This is a genomic window from Pseudomonas sp. MEJ086, assembly GCF_030209025.1.
Lineage (GTDB): Bacteria > Pseudomonadota > Gammaproteobacteria > Pseudomonadales > Pseudomonadaceae > Aquipseudomonas > Aquipseudomonas fulva_A.
In genome coordinates this window covers 91,690-114,578 of sequence record NZ_JARVSV010000031.1, presented here as the reverse complement: position 1 = coordinate 114,578, position 22,889 = coordinate 91,690, and the positions used below count along the sequence as shown (strand labels likewise).

18 protein-coding genes are annotated in these 22,889 nt (G+C 64.0%); 13 read left to right on the top strand and 5 right to left on the bottom strand.

What is annotated here, in order from left to right; all coding sequences use genetic code 11:
- Window positions 1-438 precede the first annotated feature (438 nt).
- The 5 genes from QRN22_RS20485 (at window position 439) to QRN22_RS20465 (ending at window position 6,565) form a co-directional block, all read left to right on the top strand.
- A complete protein-coding gene (locus QRN22_RS20485) occupies window positions 439-1,413 on the top strand; it encodes a serine/threonine protein kinase (RefSeq protein WP_042556623.1) in 975 nt (324 codons plus the stop codon).
- Between the two features lie 97 nt (window positions 1,414-1,510).
- Window positions 1,511-2,395: an EamA family transporter RarD gene (rarD, locus tag QRN22_RS20480; protein ID WP_042556622.1), complete on the top strand. Its 885-nt coding sequence runs from the start codon at window positions 1,511-1,513 to the stop codon at window positions 2,393-2,395.
- Between the two features lie 166 nt (window positions 2,396-2,561).
- Window positions 2,562-3,083 carry an RNA polymerase sigma factor gene (locus QRN22_RS20475; RefSeq protein WP_042556621.1) on the top strand — a complete coding sequence of 174 codons (522 nt, stop codon included), beginning with the start codon at window positions 2,562-2,564 and terminating at the stop codon, window positions 3,081-3,083.
- The gene (locus QRN22_RS20470; protein WP_042556620.1) at window positions 3,080-4,045 is read left to right on the top strand and encodes a FecR domain-containing protein; all 966 of its coding nucleotides are present in this window, start codon (window positions 3,080-3,082) and stop codon (window positions 4,043-4,045) included. The genes QRN22_RS20475 and QRN22_RS20470 overlap by 4 nt, the downstream gene beginning before the upstream one ends.
- 87 nt (window positions 4,046-4,132) lie before the next feature.
- Window positions 4,133-6,565, top strand: a complete 2,433-nt coding sequence (locus QRN22_RS20465; RefSeq protein WP_042556619.1) for a TonB-dependent siderophore receptor — start codon at window positions 4,133-4,135, stop codon at window positions 6,563-6,565.
- A gap of 88 nt (window positions 6,566-6,653) precedes the next feature.
- On the opposite strand, the gene QRN22_RS20460 is transcribed toward QRN22_RS20465, so the two are convergent.
- Together QRN22_RS20460 and QRN22_RS20455 are read right to left on the bottom strand one after the other, a co-directional pair.
- Window positions 6,654-7,172 (bottom strand): glycine cleavage system transcriptional repressor, encoded by a 519-nt coding sequence (locus QRN22_RS20460; protein ID WP_042556631.1) that lies wholly within the window; start codon window positions 7,170-7,172, stop codon window positions 6,654-6,656.
- A gap of 23 nt (window positions 7,173-7,195) precedes the next feature.
- Window positions 7,196-7,642, bottom strand: a complete 447-nt coding sequence (locus QRN22_RS20455; RefSeq protein WP_042556618.1) for a GNAT family N-acetyltransferase — start codon at window positions 7,640-7,642, stop codon at window positions 7,196-7,198.
- A gap of 312 nt (window positions 7,643-7,954) precedes the next feature.
- On the opposite strand from QRN22_RS20455, the gene QRN22_RS20450 reads away from it, so the two are divergent.
- Window positions 7,955-10,132 (top strand): malate synthase G, encoded by a 2,178-nt coding sequence (locus tag QRN22_RS20450; RefSeq protein WP_042556617.1) that lies wholly within the window; start codon window positions 7,955-7,957, stop codon window positions 10,130-10,132.
- A gap of 226 nt (window positions 10,133-10,358) precedes the next feature.
- Here QRN22_RS20450 and QRN22_RS20445 read toward each other — a convergent pair whose 3' ends face one another.
- Entirely contained in the window at window positions 10,359-11,402 is a 1,044-nt protein-coding gene (locus QRN22_RS20445) for an acyltransferase family protein (protein WP_042556616.1), read from the bottom strand.
- Window positions 11,403-11,490: 88 nt separating this feature from the next.
- A complete protein-coding gene (locus QRN22_RS20440) occupies window positions 11,491-12,531 on the bottom strand; it encodes a glycoside hydrolase family 5 protein (protein WP_042556615.1) in 1,041 nt (346 codons plus the stop codon).
- Window positions 12,532-12,771: 240 nt separating this feature from the next.
- Between QRN22_RS20440 and QRN22_RS20435 the strand changes: the two genes are divergently transcribed.
- Both QRN22_RS20435 and QRN22_RS20430 read left to right on the top strand, forming a co-directional pair.
- Window positions 12,772-14,703: a putative nucleotidyltransferase substrate binding domain-containing protein gene (locus QRN22_RS20435; protein WP_042556614.1), complete on the top strand. Its 1,932-nt coding sequence runs from the start codon at window positions 12,772-12,774 to the stop codon at window positions 14,701-14,703.
- Window positions 14,700-15,407, top strand: a complete 708-nt coding sequence (locus tag QRN22_RS20430; protein WP_042556613.1) for a 3'-5' exonuclease — start codon at window positions 14,700-14,702, stop codon at window positions 15,405-15,407. Before QRN22_RS20435 ends, QRN22_RS20430 begins: the two co-directional genes overlap by 4 nt.
- Window positions 15,408-15,495: 88 nt before the next feature.
- On the opposite strand, the gene QRN22_RS20425 is transcribed toward QRN22_RS20430, so the two are convergent.
- Window positions 15,496-16,158 carry a GntR family transcriptional regulator gene (locus QRN22_RS20425; protein ID WP_042556612.1) on the bottom strand — a complete coding sequence of 221 codons (663 nt, stop codon included), beginning with the start codon at window positions 16,156-16,158 and terminating at the stop codon, window positions 15,496-15,498.
- A 292-nt stretch (window positions 16,159-16,450) separates the two neighbouring features.
- On the opposite strand from QRN22_RS20425, the gene QRN22_RS20420 reads away from it, so the two are divergent.
- Genes QRN22_RS20420 through QRN22_RS20400 form a run of 5 tightly spaced genes read left to right on the top strand, consistent with a single transcriptional unit; the run spans window position 16,451 to window position 22,629 of the window.
- Window positions 16,451-17,686 carry an NRAMP family divalent metal transporter gene (locus tag QRN22_RS20420; RefSeq protein ID WP_042556611.1) on the top strand — a complete coding sequence of 412 codons (1,236 nt, stop codon included), beginning with the start codon at window positions 16,451-16,453 and terminating at the stop codon, window positions 17,684-17,686.
- 16 nt (window positions 17,687-17,702) lie between these two features.
- A complete protein-coding gene (locus QRN22_RS20415) occupies window positions 17,703-18,473 on the top strand; it encodes a LamB/YcsF family protein (protein ID WP_042556610.1) in 771 nt (256 codons plus the stop codon).
- Window positions 18,470-19,276 carry a putative hydro-lyase gene (locus tag QRN22_RS20410; protein WP_042556609.1) on the top strand — a complete coding sequence of 269 codons (807 nt, stop codon included), beginning with the start codon at window positions 18,470-18,472 and terminating at the stop codon, window positions 19,274-19,276. The genes QRN22_RS20415 and QRN22_RS20410 overlap by 4 nt, the downstream gene beginning before the upstream one ends.
- A 9-nt stretch (window positions 19,277-19,285) precedes the next feature.
- Window positions 19,286-20,899, top strand: a complete 1,614-nt coding sequence (locus QRN22_RS20405; RefSeq protein ID WP_042556608.1) for a 5-oxoprolinase subunit B/C family protein — start codon at window positions 19,286-19,288, stop codon at window positions 20,897-20,899.
- Entirely contained in the window at window positions 20,896-22,629 is a 1,734-nt protein-coding gene (locus QRN22_RS20400; protein ID WP_042556607.1) for an acetyl/propionyl/methylcrotonyl-CoA carboxylase subunit alpha, read from the top strand. The genes QRN22_RS20405 and QRN22_RS20400 overlap by 4 nt, the downstream gene beginning before the upstream one ends.
- The last annotated feature ends 260 nt before the right edge of the window (window positions 22,630-22,889 follow it).

Here is a 22,889-nt window from a genome sequence, read left to right as displayed (position 1 = left end):
TGAAGCCCACCCTACTCCCAGAGGCATCAACCGTAGGGTGGCGCTTTAGCCCACCGAAGCCATTCAACGCCGATGGTGGCTGACTGTTCAAAGCATGCGCTTCGAAGCTTCGGGCCGTGGGGGTTATTGATGGTGGGCTGAAGCCCACCCTACTCCCAACGCGTATCAACCGTAGGGTGGCGCTTTAGCCCACCGAAGCCATTCAACGCCGATGGTGGCTGACTGTTCAAAGTATGCGCTTCGAAGCTCCGGGCCGTGGGGGTTATTGGTGGTGGGCTGAAGCCCACCCTACTCCCCAGGCGTATCAACCGCAGGGTGGGCCGGACGATGATCCGCGTCAGCCCACCTGATACGTACCTATCAGGATACGAGCGCGAATAGTGGCCGTGCCGAAGGCGCTCAAGCGTTACACTCTCCGGCCAACCGACGGAGCTGATCATGTCTCATCCTTTCGCCGCCCTCACCCCCGATCTGGTTCTGGATGCCGTCGAGAGCCTCGGCTACCTCAGCGACGCCCGCGTGCTGGCGCTGAACAGCTACGAGAACCGTGTGTATCAGGTAGGCATCGAAGCGGAGACGCCGCTGATTGCCAAGTTCTACCGACCGGACCGCTGGTCCGATGAGGCGATTCGCGAGGAGCACAGTTTCACTGCCGAACTGGCTGAATGCGATGTGCCTGTCGTGGCGCCACTGCAACGCGATGGCGAAACCCTGTTCGAACACGCTGGTTTCCGTTTCTCGCTGTTCCCGCGCCGAGGCGGCCGAGCACCGGAGCCAGGCAATCTGGATCAGCTCTATCGTCTCGGGCAACTGCTCGGGCGCCTGCATGCGGTTGGCTCGCTGCGCCCGTTCGAACACCGCGAATCGCTGCGGGTGGACAACTTCGGCCACGCCTCCCTGGCGACCTTGCTGGAAGGCAACTTCGTACCGCGCAGCCTGCTGCCGGCCTACGAGTCGGTCGCCCGTGACCTGCTCAAGCGTCTGGATCAGCTGTTCGCGGAAAACCCGGTGAAAGCGATCCGCCTGCACGGTGACTGCCACCCGGGCAACCTGCTGTGCCGTGACGAGACCTATCACATGGTCGATCTGGACGACTGCCGCATGGGCCCGGCGATTCAGGATCTGTGGATGATGCTGGCCGGCGAGCGCCACGAGCGGCTTGGCCAGATCGCCGAACTGGTCGACGGCTATCAGGAATTCCACGACTTCAACCCGCGCGAGCTGCCGCTGATCGAGGGGTTTCGTTCCCTGCGGCTGATGCACTACAGCGCCTGGCTGGCGCGGCGCTGGGACGATCCAGCCTTTCCACAGAGCTTCCCCTGGTTCGGCAGTGAGCGGTACTGGGGCGAGCAGATCCTGATGCTGCGCGAGCAAATCGCCGCCTTGAACGAAGAGCCGCTGAAACTGTTTTGAGCAGCAGGCGCCTGCGATAATAAAGCTGAACGCACGGACAACTCCGCACCAACGCACTAGAATGGTGCAAACCTCCACTGCCTTATCAAGGACTTACATGGCCACCGCAGACCTGCGCCGCGGCTACATCCTGGGCCTTTCGGCCTATGTCATCTGGGGCCTTTTCCCGCTCTACTTCAAGGCGATTCAGGCTGTTCCCTCGCTGGAAATCATCGTCCACCGGGCGCTCTGGTCGGCCGTATTCGGCGCGCTGCTACTGCTGGTATGGAAGCATCCCGGCTGGCTACGCGAGCTGATCGACCACCCGAAACGCTTCGCGGTGCTGGCCATCAGTGGCTCGCTGATCGCCGGTAACTGGCTGGTCTACGTCTGGGCGGTGAACAACGGGCGCATGCTCGAAGCCAGCCTGGGCTACTACATCAACCCGCTGGTCAACGTGCTGCTAGGCATGTTGATCCTCGGTGAGCGGCTGCGTCGCCTGCAATGGGTTGCCGTAGGGCTGGCAGCCGCTGGCGTCGCCCAGCAGCTATGGCAAGTCGGCAGCCTGCCCTGGGTGTCTCTGGCGCTGGCACTGAGCTTCGCCGCCTACGGCCTGATTCGCAAGAAAGCCCCCGTCGCTGCGCTGCCAGGCCTGGTGGTGGAGACCTGGCTGTTGCTGCCGCTGGCCATTGGCTGGATTCTTCTGCACCCCGCGGCGATGAGCAACCAGCCGGCATTCTGGACCACCACCGAGGCCTTGTGGCTGATGGCGGCCGGCCCGGTCACCCTGATCCCGCTGGTGTGCTTCAACGCTGCCGCACGGCACCTGCCCTACACCACCCTGGGTTTTCTGCAATACGTGGCGCCGACTCTGGTGCTGCTGCTGGCCGTGTTCGTGTTCGACGAGCATTTCGACCCGAGCAAGATGGTCGCCTTCCTGTTCATCTGGGCAGGTCTGGCGGTGTATAGCGTCGATGCCTGGCTGACCCTGCGCAAACGCTGACCGGCAAAGCCGAGGGCAGGCATTCGCGCTTGCGGATTCCTGCCCGGCTCCGATCCCCACGACCTTCCACACAAAACCGATCACAAGCGATTGCAGGGCCTGCTTGCATCCTGCAATCATATGCGAATAGTTATTGCTTTATTTCTCCTTATTCGCGGAGCTACGTGTGTCTGTCGGGGAATCCACGCATCAGCAACTGACGGGTCAGCTCTATCGCGATCATCGCGACTGGCTGCTCGGCTGGCTGCGTAAAAGCCTGAGTTGCCCGCAGCGAGCCGAAGACCTCAGCCAGGACACCTTCGTCCGCATACTTGGCAAGGCCGACCTGCAGCAGATGCGTGAACCCCGCGCCCTGCTCGGCACCATCGCCCGCGGGCTGCTGATCGATCACTTCCGTCGCAACGCCGTTGAACGCGCCTACCTGGAAGAGCTGAGCCACACCCCTGAAGCGGTGCACGCGAGCCCGGAAGAACAGGCGCTGGTGCTCGAGGCCCTGCGCGAAATCGATCGTCTGCTCGGCACGCTGTCGCTCAAGGCGCGCAGTGCCTTCCTCTACAACCGCCTGGATGGCCTCGGTCATGCCGAGATCGCCGAACGTCTCGGCGTGTCGGTTCCCCGGGTGCGCCAGTACCTCGCCCAGGCGGTACGGCAGTGCTACATCGCCCTGTACGGAGAGCCGACGGCATGATCGCTGCCTCTGCGCCGGTCAGCAATCGCGTGCTGGAAGCCGCCATCCACTGGCAGCTGTGCCTCGACTCGGGCATGACCAGTGAACGGGAGAAAGTCGAATTCCAGCGCTGGCTGGCCAGCGACCCCGAGCATGTACGCGCCTGGAAACAACTGACCGGCCTGGACCAGCAACTCGCGGTGGCGGCGGCACCGGCAGCGCGCAAGGCCTTGTTGCGGCGCCCGGCTGGCAGCCAGCGACGCACCGTCAGCGGCCTGCTCGGTGTGTTGCTGGTCGCGGTGCTGGGGCTTGGCCTGCTCAACCAGCAGCGCCCGCTGAGCGACTGGCTGGCCGATGAAGTGACCGCAGCCGGCGAACAACGGGAACTGCAACTGGCCGATCGCAGCCGCCTGCGCCTCAATAGCCGCAGCGCGCTGGATATCGCTTTCACCCCCGAAGAGCGTCGGCTGTTCCTGCGCAGTGGCGAAATTCTCGTGGAAACCGCCCACGGCGATCCGCGGCCGTTCCTGGTCGAGACCGAACACGGCACCCTGCGTGCCCTGGGCACCCGCTTTCTGGTGCGCGAGGACGAGCAGGGCACCCAGTTGATCGTGCTGCAGTCCGCGGTGGCTGCACAGCCGCGCTACGCCAGCGACGAGCGGGTGATCCCGCAAGGTCAGCAAGTGCTGATGAGCAGCGACGGCCTGGGCGCCAGTGAGCCGGCACCGGCCGCAGCGGACGCCTGGATGCACGGCATGCTGGTGGTGGAAAACGTGCGTTTGGCCGAGTTGCTGGAGCGGCTTGGCGAGTATCAGAACGGCCATCTGGGGGTCGACGACAGCATCGCCGATCTGCGCATCAGCGGCAGCTTCCCGCTGCGTAATCTAGACCTGGCACTGGCCGCGCTACCGGCCAGCCTGCCGGTAAGGATCGAGCGCCATACCGACTGGTGGATAACGGTCGTGCCGCAAACGCCTCGGTAAAAAATATTTCGCGCTGGCCCTATCACTTTCTGCATCTGCTTCGGCATTAGGAAATCGAGACTCATTTCCCTGTAGGAGCCACCTGCGATGCAGATGTTCAGCCGTACCCCGTTCCGCCCGAGCATGCTGGTCGCCGCCATGGCGCTGGTCAGCCTGCCCGCACTCAGTCTGGCCCAGGCGCCGGACTCCGGCGTGCGTACCTACCAGTTGCCCGCTGCGCCGCTGGCCAGCTCCCTCAACCAGATCGCCGGCCAGGCCGGTGTGGTGCTGAGCATCGACCCGGGCCTGACCGCCGGCAAGAGCGCGCAACCGGTACAAGGTCAGTTCGACACCGCTGGCGCCCTGCGCCAGGCACTTTCCGGCACGGGCCTGATGCTGGTACCCGGTGCTGCCGGGACCTACAGCGTGCAGCCTGTAGCGGACAACGCCGCGCTGGCATTGCCCGAGACCACCATCAGCGCCAGCACTGGCGTGGAGGGTGCCTGGGGGCCGACCACCGGCTACCTGGCCACCCGCACGGCGGCGGGCAGCAAGACCGACACGTCGATTCTCGAAGCACCACGTTCGATCTCCGTGGCGACACGCGAGCAGATGCAGGATCGCAAGGTGCAGAACCTGGATGATGCCGTGCGTTACATGCCCGGCGTCATCGCCAGCAGCTACGGCAGTGACAGCCGCGCCGAATGGATGAAGATCCGTGGCTTCGAGCCGATCCAGATGCTCGACGGCTTGCCACTGCCCAAGGGCACCTACGTGATGCCCAAGCTGGAAACCTGGAACCTGGAGCGCGTCGCCCTGCTGCGCGGTCCCGCCTCCTCGGTTTACGGCCAGACACCTCCAGGCGGCCTGCTGGATATGGTCAGCCGGCGCCCGGAGGCTGTCAGCAGCAACGAGATACAGCTGCAGGTCGGCACTTTCCAGCACAAGCAGATCAGCTTCGACAGCACCGGCCGCGTCGATGACGAGGGGCGTTTTCTTTACCGTATCGGCGGTGTACTGCGCGACAGCGGCACGGCGATCGAGCATATCGACGATCAACGCTTCAACATCGCCCCCAGCCTGACCTGGAACCTCGACGACGACACCCGGCTGACCTTCCTCAGCCAGTTCAACCGCGACGATACCGGCACCACCAGCCAATTCCTGCCGTTGCAAGGCACAAAACTCGCTACGCCGGCCGGGAAGGTGGACTACCACAAGAATCTCGGCGATCCGGACTGGGAGTTCTACGACAAGAAGTATTACGCGCTGGGCTACGCCTTCGAGCATCGCCTCAACGATATGTGGCAGTTCCGCCAGAACCTGCGTTACACCAAGAGCGACTTGGAATTTCAGAGCATTACGGCGGGCGGTTTCGCAACAGCCGTTGCAGATGACGGAACGCTTTCTCGTGGTGCCAACGTGGTTGACGAGGATGTCAGCCAATTTGCGGTAGATTCCAACCTGCAAGCGGACTTCGATACCGGTGCGCTGAAGCACACCCTACTGCTCGGAGTGGACTACCAGCGCGTCAACACCAACTACCGGTGGCTGTTCGGCTCCGCGCCGACCAGCAACATCATCACCCCGATCTATGGCCAGGATTTCAGCAACGTCTCCTACAGCGCGTTTCAGGATTACAACCAGAAACGCCACAGCATGGGCTTGTATATCCAGGATCAGATCGCCCTCGACAACTGGCGCCTGACGCTGGGCGGCCGTCAGGACTGGCTCAGCACCGACACCACGTTCTATAACGCAGGCAACGCCGAAGACAGTCGCCGCGACAGCGCCTTCAGCGGTAATGCCGCGCTGAGTTACGTGTTCGACTCCGGCTTCACCCCCTATGTGTCCTACGCCGAATCCTTCCAGGCCGAGGCTGGAGGCAGTGGTGGTCGAACCTTCCGGCCCAGCACGGGCAAGCAGTACGAACTGGGCATCAAGTATCAACCGCCAGGCAGCGACATCCTGTTCACAGCGGCGGCCTATGACCTGAAGCGGCAGAACATCATCACGACCAGCACCGCCGGTGCCACTGAACCGGTTCGAGAAGTACAGGTACGCGGCCTGGAACTGGAGGCGGTGGGTAACGTCAGCGACAACCTGAAGATCACGGCCGCCTATACCTACGCAAACAGCAAGATGACCAAGGTCGGCGACCCACGGGACAAGAACAGAGCGCTGCCCCTGACGCCCGAAAACCAGGCATCCATCTGGGCCGACTACACCTGGAACAACGGCGCGCTGGCCGGGTTTGGGGTTGGTTTCGGTGCACGTTACATCGGCGAAACCAACAACATTGCCGTCGGCAGCATGGGCTTCGTTCGCGACGTGTCGGACGGTCATACCCGCTCCTATACCGTCTACGATGCAGCGATGCGCTATGATCTCGGCAAATTCAACAGCACCCTCGAAGGCGCCAGCGTCGCGCTGAATGCCAAGAACCTGTTCGACAAGGAATACCTGTCGACCTGCGATGGCTTCTACTGCTACTACGGCGACCCGCGTAGCGTGATCGCCAGCGTCGACTACAAGTGGTGATCAGCTGACCCTGTAATGACAAGGCCGCCCTATCGGGCGGCCTTGTCGTTTCGATGGCGCTCATTCACTCAAACAGGCATGCCGATGGCTACTCCTCCATCCGTAACTTCAATTCCACCATCAAATCGTCCGCCAGGGTTTCCAGCGAGGTCTGCAGCGTGCTCAGTGGCAGCCCTTCCGGTACTGCCAGGGTCGCCTGGGCGTGAAACAGCGGCTCGCCGCTCATGGGCGCGGGCGTTACATCGGTGACCAGGTTCTCCAGATTGACGCCGTTGTCCGCCAGCAGCCGGGTGATATCGCGCACGATCCCTGGGCGGTCATTGCCCAGCAGATCGAGATGGATGGACTTCCAGGTGCAGTCCGGCTCGGCGCCCGCTGACGCGAGCTGCACACGGATACCCTGGGCACTCAGCTCGCTCAGCGCCTCCATCAACGCACCGTGGGAGGCCGCCGGGACATCCACCCGCAGGATGCCCGCGAACTGCCCGGCCATCCGCGACATGCGGCTTTCCAGCCAGTTGCCGCCATGCCTGGCCACGCACTGGGCGACACGCTCGACCAGGCCGGGTTGATCCTGGGCGATAACGGTCAGTATCAGATGATCCATGCTCACGTCCTCGTCGTTGGTGCTCAACTCAGGTCGAGCCAATAGGTAAGGTAAACCGCATCCCGGACATAGCCGAGGCGTTCGTAGAGGGACTGCGCCGTCAGGTTGGTTCTTGCCGTTTCCAACTGCAACCCGCAGGCGCCGGTGTCCAGTGCATGCTGCCGCGCGGCATCGAGCAAGCGTTCGCCAATGCCCTGCCGCCGCGCGTGGTCGGCAACGTACAGATCGCTCAGCAACAGGCTCGGGCGCAAGGCCAGCGAGGCGTACAGCGGATAGAGCTGCACGAAGCCCTGAGCGGCACCTTGCCCGTCACGTGCGATGAAGATCGTCGAGTCGCCCCGCTCAAGACGCGCGGCCAGGAAACCACGGACGTCCGCGACGGCCTTGTCCACGCCATAGAATTCCAGATAAGCCGCAAACAGCGGCACCAGGTCATCGAGATCGGCAGTGGCAGCAGCGCTTATCGGCATGATCGACTCCTCACGGGTGCCCTGCAGTATAGGCCGCTCTCTCGACGATACAGAAAGCTCGAGTACGACCAAGGTAGCGGTGACCATTTCTGGACTGTTTTTCCCAATTCGTTCATGTAGTATCTGCAGAAAACCACTACATGAATTCAACCCCAGTCCTGCTGGTTGTGGAAAACCCCGCTCACGAAGCATCTCCAGACAAGCCGCATCGACGCGGGCAGCCGTCTACAACGGCCCCCGATAGCGATCTGTCTGCGCAGCACCGAGGGTTCCCTGCCGATACAGTGGCTAAGCGAAGCAGAGAGGCGAGAGATGACTGAGCGTATTCAAGTCGGTGGCCTGCAGGTCGCCAAGGTGCTGTTCGATTTCATCAATGACGAAGCCATTCCCGGCAGCGGCGTCACGGCCGATGCGTTCTGGGCCGGTGCCGATGCGGTGTTCCGCGATCTGGCACCAGAGAACCGGGCCCTGCTCGACAAGCGCGACCAGTTACAGGCGCAGATCGACGACTGGCACCGCAGCCGGGCCGGCAAGCCCCACGACGCGGTGGCCTACAGGGCATTTCTGGAGCAGATCGGCTATCTGCAGCCGCAGCCCGATCAGGTGCAAGCCAGCACCGAAAACGTCGATGACGAAATCGCCCGCCTGGCCGGCCCGCAGTTGGTCGTGCCGGTGATGAATGCCCGTTTCGCGCTCAACGCCTCCAACGCGCGCTGGGGTTCGCTGTACGACGCGCTGTACGGCACCGACGCGATCAGCGAGGACGGCGGCGCCGAACGGGGCAAGGGCTACAACCGGGTGCGCGGTGACAAGGTCATCGCCCTCGCCCGCGCCTTTCTCGATGAAAGCGCGCCACTGGCGGCCGGCTCCCATGCCGATGCCAGCGGCTATCGCATCGAAGGCGACAAGCTGCTGGTCACCCTCGACAAGGGTGATATCAGCGGGCTGCGCGATGCCAGCCAACTGGTCGGTTTCCAGGGCGAAGCCGGCGCGCCAATCGCCATTCTGCTCAAGCATAACGGCCTGCACTTCGAAATCCAGATCGACGCCAGCAGCCCGGTCGGCAGCACCGACGCGGCAGGCGTGAAAGACCTACTGATGGAGTCCGCGCTGACCACCATCATGGACTGCGAAGACTCGGTAGCCGCAGTCGATGCCGAGGACAAGACCCTGGTCTACCGCAATTGGCTGGGCCTGATGAAGGGCGACCTGAGCGAGCAAGTGAGCAAGGGGGGCAGCACCTTCACCCGCACCATGAACCCGGATCGCGTCTATACCCGCCCGGATGGCGGCGAGCTCACCCTGCACGGGCGCAGCCTGCTGTTCGTGCGCAACGTCGGCCACCTGATGACCAACCCGGCGGTACTCGACGCCAGCGGTAACGAGCTGCCGGAAGGCATTCTCGATGCGCTGTGCACCAGCCTGGCCGCGCTGCACAACCTCAACGGCAACAGCAGCCGCGCCAACACCCGCACCGGCTCGGTGTACATCGTCAAACCGAAGATGCACGGTCCCGAGGAAGTGGCGTTCACCAGCGAGCTGTTCGCCCGTGTCGAACAGGTGCTGGGCCTGCCGCGCAACACCCTGAAGGTCGGCATCATGGACGAGGAGCGCCGCACCACCGTCAACCTCAAGGCTTGCATCGCCGCTGCCAGCGAACGCGTGGTGTTCATCAACACGGGTTTCCTCGACCGTACCGGCGACGAAATCCACACGTCGATGGAAGCCGGCGCCGTGGTGCGCAAGGCCGCCATGAAAAGCGAGAAGTGGATCAGCGCCTACGAGAACAACAACGTCGACGTGGGCCTGGCCACAGGCCTGCAGGGCCGTGCACAGATCGGCAAGGGCATGTGGGCCATGCCCGACCTGATGGCCGCGATGCTCGAACAGAAGATCGGCCATCCGCTGGCCGGCGCCAACACCGCCTGGGTGCCGTCACCAACCGCGGCCACCCTGCACGCCCTGCACTACCACAAGGTCGACGTATTCGCCCGTCAGGCCGAACTGGCCAAGCGCACACCGGCCTCGCTGGACGAAATCCTCAGCATCCCGCTGGCGCCCAGCACCGACTGGAGCGCCGAGGACATCCGCAACGAACTGGACAACAACGCCCAGGGCATTCTCGGCTACGTGGTGCGCTGGATCGACCAGGGCGTCGGTTGCTCCAAGGTGCCGGACATCAATGACGTCGGCCTGATGGAAGACCGTGCCACCCTGCGCATCTCCAGCCAGTTGCTGGCCAACTGGCTACGCCATGGCGTGGTCAGTGAACAGCAGGTGCTGGAGAGCCTCAAGCGCATGGCCCCGGTGGTCGACCGGCAGAACGCGGGCGACCCGCTGTATCGCCCGATGGCGCCGGATTTCGACGGTAACATCGCCTTCCAGGCGGCGCTGGAGCTGGTGTTGGAGGGCACGAAACAACCTAACGGTTATACCGAACCGGTGCTGCACCGCCGCCGCCGCGAGCTGAAAGCCAGCCAGGCGCGCTAAACGTCCGCGCAAAAGGAAACCGCCGAAAGGCGGTTTTCCTTTTCCAAACCGGAATCGTACAAGTGGCGGGTTACGGCGCCCTATGGAGCCGCGCAAGACCCGTAGGGTGGGTCGGGCCGCGCAGGTTAGCGACGCACTGCCTATAAATTTCAAACACCGAAAATCTCCAAGCGTCGCGTAACCCACCAAGCGATCGTCGGCATTGCGCCAATGCCGGGTATCCGCATCACCCAGCTGGCTGCACGGCAACCCGACGCTGCTGCCAGCGATAGGCGGAGAAACGCTTCGGTGCTTCGTACAACCAGTTGATGCCCAGCGCCTGGAGAATCTTCGCCGCGATGATCGGCAGCACTACGCCCGCCAGGCAGCCGGCGACGATATGCAAGGTGTCGTCGTTGATGCCCAGAAACTTGCTCAGGATCACTCGCATGCCACTGCCGGCGAGGATATGCATGAGGAAGATCGGCATCGACAGCGCGCCCAGGGTCAGCACCCAGTCCAGCGGGCGACGCGCCAGCACCATGCACAGGCTGACGCTGAACAGAATGCCGATGAAGGCCACGACCAGCGATGCCGCACCACGATCCGCATAGGTCAGGCCAAGCGGACCGTGGAACAGATACTGCACCACGATGAACGCCAGGCCGCTACCCAGGGCGAATGCCGAGGCGCGTGCCTCGATGCCATCACGGATCTGGTTGAACCAGACCCCAAGGGCGAAGAACACGAAATTCTGCGCCAGGAACACCAGCACGGCGACCCGCGGCGTCCACTGTTGCAGCAGGTAGAACAGCGCACTGAGCACCAGCAGCGGCAGGAACGCCCTTGTCGAGAAACTGCGATAGAGCAGGATGGCCAGGCAGAACGCGGCGAACAGCGCGTACAGGAACCAGAACTGCGCGCGCGGTGACCACAGCAGCGCCAGCACTTCGCCCATCCCGACGCCCCCATTGGTATAGCGGGCCAGTACCACTTCGATGCTGCCTTGCAGCAACGACCAGAGCACGAAGGGATAGAAGATGGTGTCGATCTTGTTGCAGAACAGGCCACCACTGCCGCGATTGTTCAGCGAGTGCCAGAAGAACAGCCCGGACAGAAAGAAGAACAGCGGCATGTGGAAGGTGTAGATGACGCTGTCCACCAGCCAGTGGAAATCCACGTTCTCGGTAATGATGCCGCCGTTGAGCAAACCGCGCACCACATGGCCATAGACCACCAGGAGGATGCCGATTGCCTTGGCATAATCCACCCACAGATTGCGGTTTGTCATGTTTGCATCCTTGAGATGAGGTCTTACGAGGGGAACGGTGACGGCAGCATTGAGTGCCGCCCCGCTAATCAGAGCGCGAACGGGAACCTCAGGTTCCCGGACCGATACTGGTGCAGTTGCCGCCCCCCAGGTACTTCTGCAATACCGCCCATTGCGGCCGGTCCACGCCCTTGACCGGTTCGATCGACAACTTGTGCTTGCCCCACGAGGGCCCCGCCGCCCAATAGGTGAACGGGATGCAGTGTTTCTGCAGGTAGGCAAGGGTCTGATCCAGGGCCTTGAGGCCGCTCTCGTCGTCGGCCGGCACGCCGAACTCGCCGATATGGCCCTTCTTGTTGTGCTTGATCAGCCAGTTGACGAAGGGTTCGATGCGCTTGACGCCAATCTGCGGATCCAGATTGGGCGCCAGGGCCTGCTTGTAACTGCCGCTGCTGTCGGGGTCGATGTACATGTGCGCCGAATAGACGATGTTGTTCGCCGGATCCTTCAGGTCCAGCAAGGCATCGTTGAGCTTCGGCCACTGCGTTGCCGACGAATATTGCGCACCCTCGACGTACACCGCGTTCTTCGAATCGTACTTGCGCACCCCGTCGATGCCGGCCTGGGCCACTTCCGGCCAGAACTTGTTGGCCGCGCCGTAGGGCTCGTTCATCAGGTCGTAGGAATACACCGCCGGGTTGTTGCCCCAGCGTGCGGCGATGCGTTCCATCAGATTCTTGTAGGCGGAGATCGGTACATCGTCGGTGCCGATCACCTTGTCGTAGTAGCGCCCGTAGTTGTGCACGTCGAGCATCACCTCGATGCCGCTCTGGTGGGCTTCGGTCAGGGTCTTGTCGATCAGCTTGGCGTAACTTTCATCGAACTCGCCATTGGCCTTGGGCTGCAGGCGCTCCCACTGAATGGAGAAGCGCACCCAGCTGATGCCCTTCTGCTGCCATTTGGTGTAATAACCGGACGGCGGGAAGAAGAAGTTGGTGCCGTGCTTGCCGGGAATGTGCGAACTGGCGAATGCCGCGCCAGCCACGTTGATGCCGATAAGCTCGATGGGCTTCTGCTGCGCGCTGGCGCTGCAACTCAGGATGATGCCAAGGCCGAGGGCCAGGGTTCGGCCAAGATGGTTGCCGCTCATGGTGCTCTCCTCTGTCTCCGGAATTGAACGAAGCGCTCCGGATTAAAAATGCGTCTCAGACAAAATGCGTCCCAGACAAAACAGGACGCCAAATGACCGCAGAGGTTCACGACCGGCCGCGCTAATCTCGTGACAATCGATAAAACGCAGGCCGCCGACAGACCCTAGACTTACGTCCTATGTCGAATCCGGGCCCAGGTCGCCACCATGTCGCCACAAGAACGAAAGGAACAGCGAGCGATGAAACCAGCGGACGATTTCGCCCTGGCCGGCAAGACCGCGGTGCAGCAGAACATCCACGGCACCATGGAGTTTCTGCAGAAGTTTCCACCGTTCAACCAGATGGATACCGCCCACCTCGCCTATCTGGTCGAACACTGCCAACTGCGCTTCTATGGCGAGGATGACACCATCATCCACCCGGACGATGGCCCGGTGCAGCACCTCTACATCGTCAAGCAGGGCCGCGTTCATGGCCAGCGCCCGCACTCGGCGCGGCGCGGCACGGAAACCACCTTCGAGATCACCAGCGGCGAGTGCTTTCCCATGGCTGCGCTGATCGGTGAACGGGCCACGCGCACCGCTCACCTGGCCGCCGAGGACACCTTCTGCCTGCTGCTCGACAAAACCGCCTTCGCCCGTCTGTTCGCGCAGTCCACGCCACTGCGCGATTTCGCCCTGCGCGGCGTCAGCAGCCTGCTCGATCAGGTCAACCAGCAGGTGCAGATGCGCGCGGTGGAAACCCTCGGCTCGCAGTATTCGCTGGATACCCGCCTGGGCGAGCTGGCCATGCGCCAACCGATCTCCTGCGCACCGGACATGCCCTTGCGCGATGCCGTGCGGCTGATGCACGAAGGGCAGGTCGGCAGCATCGTCATCGTCGATCCCGGGCTGCGCCCACAGGGCATCTTCACCCTGCGTGACCTGCGCCGTGCGGTGGCGGACGGCAGTTCGCTGGAGCTGCCGATCGACAGCCTGATGACCCAGTCGCCCTTCCACCTGCCGCCGAGCGCCAGCGCCTTCGATGCCGCCATCGCCATGACCGAGCGGCATATCGCCCACGTCTGCCTGGTGGAACAGGGCAAACTCTGCGGCGTGGTTTCCGAACGCGACCTGTTTTCCCTGCAGCGCGTCGACTTGGTGCACCTGGCCCGCACCATTCGCCACGCCGGGCGGGTGGAAACCCTCGCCGCCCTGCGTGAAGACATCCGCCAACTGGTCGACCGCATGCTAGCCCACGGTGCCAGCGCCAGCCAGATCACCCATATCGTCACCCTGCTCAATGACCACACCGTGTGCCGGGTGATCGAGCTGACCATCGAAGACCTGGGCGACCTGGGCGTTGCGTTCACCTGGTTGTGTTTCGGCAGCGAGGGGCGTCGCGAGCAGACCCTGCATACCGACCAGGACAACGGCATTCTCTTCGAGGCAGCGGACGGCGCGGAGGCCGCAGCGATCCGCGGCCGCCTGCTGCCACTGGCCATGGAGATCAATCAACGCCTGGCACGATGCGGCTTCAGCCTGTGCAAGGGCGACATCATGGCCGGCAACCCGCAACTGTGCCTGTCGCGCCAGGAGTGGTCGCGCCGCTTCGCTGGCTTCGTGCGCGAGGCGTCCCCGGAAAACCTGCTGGCCTCGACCATCTACTTCGACCTGCGCACCGTGTGGGGCGACGCCAGCGGTTGCGAAAAACTGCGCGACGAGCTGCTCGGGCAGATCGCCGACAACCGCCTGTTCCAGCGCCTGATGGCCGACAACGCCCTGCGACAACGGCCACCCGTTGGGCGCTTTCGGGATTTCGTGGTGGCCCGTCGCGGCGCCGAGAAAGACACTCTGGATCTCAAGTCCCAGGGCCTGACGCCCTTCGTCGACGGCGCCCGACTGCTGGCCCTGGCCAATGGCATCAAGGCCTGCAATACCCAGCAGCGCCTGCGCGAACTGATCGACCGAGCCATCATCGACCCACTGGATGGCGCGGCCTACGAAGAGGCCTATCACTTCATCCAGCAGACGCGCCTGCAGCAGCATCAACTGCAGGCGCGTCAGGCCCAGCCGTATTCCAACCGCCTCGACCCGGACAGTCTCAACCACCTGGATCGGCGCATCCTCCGTGAATCCTTTCGTCAGGCCCAGCGCCTGCAAAGCAGCCTGGCGCTACGCTACCAGTTATGAATGCACTCACCTGGCTGACCCGCCGCCATACGACCCTGCCCCCTGAACAGCAACGCCGTCGCGATGCGCTGCCAGCCCCAGCCGTGCCGGATGAAACACCGCTGACGCAGCGACGCCTGGTGGTGCTCGACCTGGAAACCAGTGGGCTGGACATGAAGCGTGACCAGGTGCTGTCGATCGGTGCAGTGGTCATCGACAACGGTGCCATCCAGCTTGGCCAGCAATTCGAATGCACCCTGCACCGCGACGATCATCGGGTCAGCGCCAGTGTGCTGATCCACGGCCTGGCACCCAGCGCCATTGCCGCCGGCATCGAGCCCGGTGAAGCGCTGCTGGCTTTCATGGAGTTTCTCGGCGACAGCCCGCTGCTGGCCTTTCACGCCGGTTTCGACCAGCGCATGCTCGCCCGCGCCCTGAAAGAGACCCTGAACCTGCGCCTGCGCCACCCCTTCTTCGACGTCGCCGAGCTGGCCCCCCTGCTCTGCCCCGAGGCGGAAATCCGCAATGGCGGTCTGGATGACTGGACACGGCATTTCGGCCTGCAGGTGCAGCAACGTCACCACGCCAGCGCCGATGCCCTGGTGACCGCCGAGTTGGCACTGATCCTGTTCAGCCGGGCCCGCAAGCAGCAGATCGCCAGCCTAAAGACTCTGGAGCAGCGCCTCGCCGGCTGGCGCAGACGACAGCAGGCACCCTCGCTGTAATCGCCCCTCGCCACCTGTCGCCGCGGCTGCAGAGATTGAAGGCAGGCTCCTGCCAGGGACAGCGCGCCGGCTTCGCAAGAGCGGCAGATCAGTTGCCGCGGCGAGCATAAGCCGCGAGGATGGTGCGCTCGGATTGCACCAGATAGGCATCCAGCGCCTTGGCGGCTTCGTCTGGCCGCCCCGCTTCCAGTCGTTCGAGAATCGCGGCGTTCATGTCGATGTAGGGCGCGTGGAGAAATTCGGGGTCGTTGAGCAGGCCGAATACCAGCCGCAGCTCAGCGGACAGGTGCGCGTAAAAGGTGTTGAGCCGCTGGCTGTCGGCAAGCTCGACGATGGCCGCATGGAAGGCCATGTTGGCCGTGCCGACTGCGCCCCAGTCCGGCACCTCGGCGCTGCGCTGGGCGGCGCTTACCGCCTCGCGCATGCGTTTCACCGCCGGATGCTTGGGATACGCCTGCACCAGCGCCTGGCACTCGACGAATCGCCGTGCCCGGTAGATCTCGATGATCGAGGCCATATCGGGCACCGACACGAATACACCGCGGTTGGGCTCATGCTTGAGCAGACCCTCCTGAGTCAGCACGCGAAAGGCCTCGCGCAGCGTATTGCGGGAAATATCCAGGCTTTCGCTCAGCGCCGCCTCGGAAAGCCGCTGCCCCGGTACCAGCTCACCATCGACCAGCTTGCGACGAATCTCCGCCGTCACGGTTTCCCCGAGGGTTCGCGGGTTGTCAGGCATGTCTTTGTTCATCACCGATCCACCGAGCAATAGCTGGGCCCTGCGCAAACGAACGAGAGCCGAAGAGGCTCGATGGTCTCCGAGCGAGGCGCTTCAGGCAAGGGGCAAGGTTGTCACCTCACGCACCATGCTGAATCATCACTGGGTAACGAGGTAACAAAACAGTGCAAATAGATCATCAATACAAATAAGATTGTTGAACAATAAATGCGTCTAGAATCAACAACGAGAACGCATTTCTGGTGATGTGGCATGGTGATTGCCTTACACCCTGCACACGTAACCCAGTCCTCAGGAGTGTTCCATGCAGGCCCAGACCACCGGCGACTTCGCCCGCTCACGTCGTTCCTCCCTGATAGCGGCCATCTTCCTGATGGCGACCTCGGCCATCGGCCCTGGCTTCATCACCCAGACCGCTACCTTCACGGCGAACATGGGTGCAGCGTTCGCGTTCGGCATCCTGGCCTCGATCCTCATCGACTTCGTGGTGCAGTTGAACGTCTGGCGCATCGTCACCCTGACCCGCATGCGCGCATCGGATATCGCCAACGCGGCGATTCCCGGCAGCGGTTACCTGCTGGCCGTGCTGGTGATCTTCGGCGGCCTGGTCTTCAATATCGGCAACATCGCGGGCTCGGGTCTGGGCCTCAACGCACTGATGGGCCTGGATACCAAATGGGGCGGCGCACTCAGTGCCCTGGTGGGCATCGGCATCTTCATGTCGCACCGCGCCGGCATCGCCGTGGACCGGATCATGGTGGTGCTGGGGGTGATGATGATCGCCCTGACCCTTTTCGTGACCTTCGCGTCCAACCCGCCGCTCGGTGAGGCACTGCGCCAGACGGTATGGCCGGACGAAATCAACTTCGCGACCATCACCACCATCGTCGGCGGCACGGTCGGCGGCTACATCACCTACGCTGGCGCCCACCGCCTGCTGGATCGCGGCACGGTCGGCGTGGAGAACATCAACGAGGTGTCCAAGGCAGCACTGAGCGGCATCATGGTCACCGGGGTGATGCGCTACATCCTGTTCCTGGCCATTCTCGGTGTCGTCGCCAGTGGCGTGGTCATCGACACCTCGGGCCAGGGCGCCAACCCGGCCGGGCAAGCCTTCCAGGCCGCGGCGGGCGAATTCGGTCTGCGTGCCTTCGGCCTGATCCTCTGGGCAGCGGGCATCACCAGCGTGATCGGTGCGGCCTACACCTCGATGTCCTTCATCACGGTCTTCAACAAATCCATCAGCGAGCGCGGCCGCAACCTGGCGACCGTGGTATTCATCGCCATTTCCCTGGGCGTTTACCTGCTGCTCGGCACACCACCGGCAGCCCTGCTGATCTTCGCGGGTGGTTTCAATGGCCTGATCCTGCCGATCGGCCTGACCATCTTCATCTACGTGGGCTGGTGCCGCTCCGACCTCATGGAGGGCTACCACTACCCCCGCTGGTTGCTGGTGCTCGGCGCGCTGACCTGCGCATTGACCTGGTACATGGCGGCCAAATCGGTCGTCCCGATCTTCGCTTTCCTCAATGTGGCCTGACTCAAGGAGACCCGACATGCCGAACATCGACCTCAACAGCGACTTGGGCGAAAGCTTTGGCCAGTGGCGCATGGGCGACGATGCCGCAATGCTCGACATCGTGACCAGCGCCAACGTCGCCTGCGGTTTTCACGCTGGCGACCCGGCCGGCATCCTGCGCACCCTCAAAGCCGCCACGGCCAAGGGAGTGACCATCGGCGCCCACGTGGCCTATCCGGACCTGGTCGGCTTCGGCCGCCGCAACATGGACGTGGCCAGCGACGAACTGACCGCCGACGTGATCTACCAGATCGGCGCACTGCAGGCGCTGGCCCATGCCGCCGGCACGTCGGTACGCTACGTGAAGCCCCATGGTGCGCTGTACAACACCATTGCCCATGACCAGCGCCAGGCCCTGGCGGTGATCGAGGCGATACGCGTCGTCGACCCCAGCCTGGTGCTGGTCGCCCTGGCCGGTTCCAGCCTGGTCGATCTGGCTCGGGGCGAAGGCCTGACCTGCGTTGCCGAAGCTTTCGCCGACCGTGCCTACACCCCGCAAGGCACCCTGGTGTCACGCCGTGAGCCGGGCGCCGTGCTGCACGATGCCGAGAACGTCGCGCAGCGCATGCTGCGTCTGGTCGAAGACGGCACGGTAGAAGCCATCGACGGCAGCGTCACGCGGATCGAGGCCGATTCCATCTGCGTGCATGGCGACAGCCCCGGCGCCATTCAGATGGCCCTCGAGGTCCGCCAGTTGCTGGAGAAGTCCGGCGTGACCCTGCAATCCTTTGCCGGAGCCGCCCGATGAACGCCCTGCAACGCGCTCAACAGGCCGCCATCGCCGCCGCACGCGAAGCCCGCGCCGGGTATCGTAATGGCCTGATCGCGCCCTCCGCCGGTATCGCTCCCGGCATGACCCAGGCCAACCTGATCGCCCTGCCCCGCGACTGGGCCTACGACTTCCTGCTCTACGCCCAGCGCAACCCAAAGGCCTGCCCGGTGCTGGACGTCAGCGACGCCGGCAGCCCGCGCACCGTACTGGCCGAAGGCGCCGACCTGCGTACCGACATTCCGCTGTACCGCATCTGGCGCGACGGCAAGCTGGCCGAAGAGGTCAGCGATGCGAGCGCAGCCTGGGCGGAGCACCCGGACCTGGTGGCTTTTTTGATCGGCTGCAGCTTCACCTTCGAAACCGGCCTGCAGGAAGCTGGCATCGAAGTACGGCATATCGCCGATGGCTGCAACGTACCGATGTACCGCACCAACCGCGCCTGCCGCCCCGCAGGCCGTCTGCACGGTGAGATGGTGGTGTCGATGCGGCCGATCCCGGCGGATCGCGTCGCCGAAGCGGCCGGCATTTCCGGGCGCTACCCCTCGGTGCATGGCGCCCCGGTGCATATCGGCGAGCCACAACGCCTGGGTATCGCCGACCTGCAGAAACCGGATTTCGGCGACCCCGTGCGTATCGACGCAGGTGAGATACCCGTGTTCTGGGCCTGCGGCGTCACGCCCCAGGCGGCCGTCATGGCTTCCGGCGTGCCGTTCGCGATCACCCATTCGCCAGGCCATATGTTCATCACCGACGTGCCCGACAGCACGTACCACGTGTAGGAGCTTGCAGTGCGTTTTCTCCCCGTCAATCTGGATGCGTTGCTGGTGGAACTGGCCGATCTGGACGAAACCCTGGCGCTGTTCGACTCGCTGCAGGCCACGCCCATAGCCGGCATCGAAGAAATCGTCCCGGCAGCGCGCACCTTGCTGATCCAATACCGACCCAGTGCTGTCGACCGGCAGGTGCTGATCAACCACATCGCCCGCCGCGACCTGAGCCAGCGCAGCACGCGGGAAAGCCGCCGCGTGGAGATCCCCGTGCATTACAACGGCGAGGATCTCGACGAGGTCGCCAGCCTGTTGGGCATCAGCCGTGAAGAAGTAGTCAGCCGCCATACCAGCGCAGACTACGAGGTCGCCTTCTGCGGCTTCGCGCCGGGCTTCGGTTATCTCACCGGGGGCGCGGGCTTTCAGGTACCGCGCCGACAAACCCCGCGCACGCGCATCCCGGCTGGTGCGGTGGCATTGGCCGGCAACTTCAGCGGTGTTTATCCCAAGGCCAGCCCCGGCGGCTGGCAGATCATCGGCGTCACGCCCTTGCAGATGTGGGACCTGGGGCGCGACGAACCGGCCCTGCTGCGCCCCGGCTACAAGGTGCGCTTCACGGATGCCGGGCCACTACCGCCCGGCGGCCTGCCAGCGCACGAGCAGCCCGCGGCCAGCGAAACATGCAGCGGCGCCCACCTGGAAATTCTCACCCCCGGTCTGCAGAGCGTGCTGCAGGATCTCGGCCGCGCCGGTCACACCGACCAGGGCGTGTCGATGTCCGGCGCGCTGGATCGTGGCGCCCTGCGCGCGGCCAATCGCTCCGTGGGCAACGACTCCGCCAGCGCCTGCCTGGAGGTGGTGCTCGGCGGCCTGAGCTTCGTCTGCCATGGACGCACGATCATCGCCGTCACCGGCGCGCGCACGCCGCTGACCGTGACCACCGCCAGCGGCCTGCAGTGGCAGCCTGGCAATTACCAGCCCATCGAACTGGAAGACGGCGACCGCGTCAGCCTGGGTGCCCCCAAGGCGGGCTTGCGCAGCTACCTGGCGATTCGCGGCGGCTTCGCTGTCGCGCCCGTGCTGGGCAGCCTGGCCACCGACACCCTGGCGCAGGTCGGCCCCCCGGCCCTGGCTGCCGGCGACCGGCTGGGCTTCAACGAAACCAGCGGTGGCTGCAGCGTATCGGTGCAGGAAGCGCCCGCCTTCGCGCTACCGACCGCCAACGACGTGATCACCCTGGATGTGGTCATGGGCCCGCGCAGCGACTGGTTCACCCAAGCCGCCATCCAACGGCTGAGCAGCCAGCTGTGGCGCGTAACCCCGCAATCCAATCGGGTGGGCATTCGCCTGACCGGTGAGGTGCCGCTGGAGCGTTGCAATCCTGACGAGCTGCCCAGCGAAGGCACCTCGCTCGGCGCCATTCAGGTGCCTGCCAGTGGCCAACCGGTGCTGTTCCTTGCCGACCATCCGCTGACCGGCGGCTACCCGGTGATCGCCGCCGTGGCCAGCCACCACCTGGACCTGGCCGGACAGATACCGATCAATGCGCAGATCCGCTTCAACCCGATCGATGCGTTCGCCGAGCTGCAGGCCGACGCCCTCCTTTCCACTGCCGACGTGAAAGAGATCCCATGAAAAAAGTACTGATCGCCAACCGTGGTGAAATCGCCGTGCGCATCGCCCGCGCCTGCCGCGACCAGGGTATTGGCTCGGTGGCCGTGTACGCCAACGCCGACATCGACGCCCTGCACGTCCGCCAGGCCGACGAAGCCTATGCTCTGGACGGCGAGCGCCCCGCCGACACCTACCTCGACATCGGCAAACTGCTGGCCATCGCCAAACGCGCCGGTGCCGATGCCGTGCACCCCGGCTACGGTTTTCTCTCCGAGCGTGCCGACTTCGCCCGTGCCGTGCAGGACGCCGGGCTGATCTGGATCGGTCCCAACCCGGAAACCATCGACGTGCTCGGCGACAAGGTCGAGGCCCGCAAGCTTGCCCAGCAGGTCGGCGCGCCACTGGTCGCCGGTACGCCCGGCCCAGTGCAAAGTGCTGCCGAAGTGCTGGCCTTCGCCGAGCAGCATGGTCTGCCAATCGCCATCAAGGCCGCGTTCGGCGGCGGTGGGCGGGGCATGAAAGTCGCCTGGCGCATGGATGAAGTCGCCGAGCTGTACGCCTCGGCAGTACGCGAAGCCGAGGCGGCGTTCGGGCGTGGGGAGTGCTTCGTCGAGCAGTTCCTCGACCGCCCGCGGCATATCGAAGCGCAGGTGATCGCCGACACCCACGGCAACGTGGTGGTGGTCGGCACGCGGGACTGCTCGTTGCAGCGGCGTAACCAGAAACTGGTGGAAGAGGCACCTGCGCCCTTCATCAGTGACGAGCAACGCCAGCGCATCCACCAGGCCGCTCACGACATCTGCGCCAAGGCTGGCTACGTCGGCGCCGGTACCGTGGAGTTTCTGCTCAGCGCCGATGGCACCCTGTCGTTCCTGGAAGTGAACACCCGCCTGCAGGTCGAACACCCGGTAACCGAAGAAACCACCGGCATCGATCTGGTGATCGAACAACTGCGTGTCGCCGACGGCCTGCCGCTGTCGTTCAGCGAAACGCCAACACCCCGTGGTCACAGCTTCGAATTCCGTATCAACGCCGAAGATGCCGGCAAGGGCTTCCTGCCCACCCCGGGGCAGATCGCTGCATTCCGCCCCCCGAGCGGTCCCGGCGTGCGCCTGGACAGCGGCGTGGAAAGCGGCTCGAAAGTGCCCGGCACCTTCGACTCGATGATGGCCAAACTGATCGTCACCGGCGCCACCCGCGAACAGGCCATCGCTCGCGCCCGCCGTGCGCTGGCCGAATTCCAGATCGAAGGGATCGCCTCGGTGCTGCCGTTCCACCAGGCCGTGATGGCCCACGACGACTTCACCGGCCCCGAGCGCTTCGCCGTGCACACGCGCTGGATCGAGACCGATTTCGCCGAACAGATCACCCTGGCCCCACGCACCCTGCCAGCCGCTGATGCCGCCGTGCTGCGCACCTTCATCGAGATCGACGGCAAACGCCATGAACTGGGTTTGCCCAGTGCATTGCTGCAAGGCCTGACACCGCTGGCCGGTGGAACCCAAGCGGCTCCCCAGGCAGCGCCCCCCACAGCGGAAGAAGGCCTGGTGACAGCGCCGATTTCCGGCAACCTGCATGCCTGGCTGGTCGAGGATGGCGCCCAGGTAAAGGCCGGCGAGGTGATTGCCGTGATGGAAGCCATGAAGATGGAAACCCAGATCACCGCCCCGGTGAGCGGCACATTGACCATCCGCGAACAGGCCGGCGCCTACCTCGACGCAGGCGTAGCGCTGGCCAAACTCGAAGGCTGATATCGCCCCAAACCAGCAGGGTGGATAAGGGCCGCCGTTTCCATTCACCATCACGATGGTGGACGGATGAAGCGACGTCCACCCTACTTTCAATCGTCAGAACGGCGAGCCGCGTGCGAGAACATCGCTGGCAAGCCAGCTCCTACAAGGAAGTTGCGGGTTGGCTGTCGGTGCGAGGGTGCACTCAGGACCTTTGTGGATATCGCTTCGAGCAAATCCATCCAGCTATCAATCGCCCGAACAGTCTCCTGTGTAGGAGC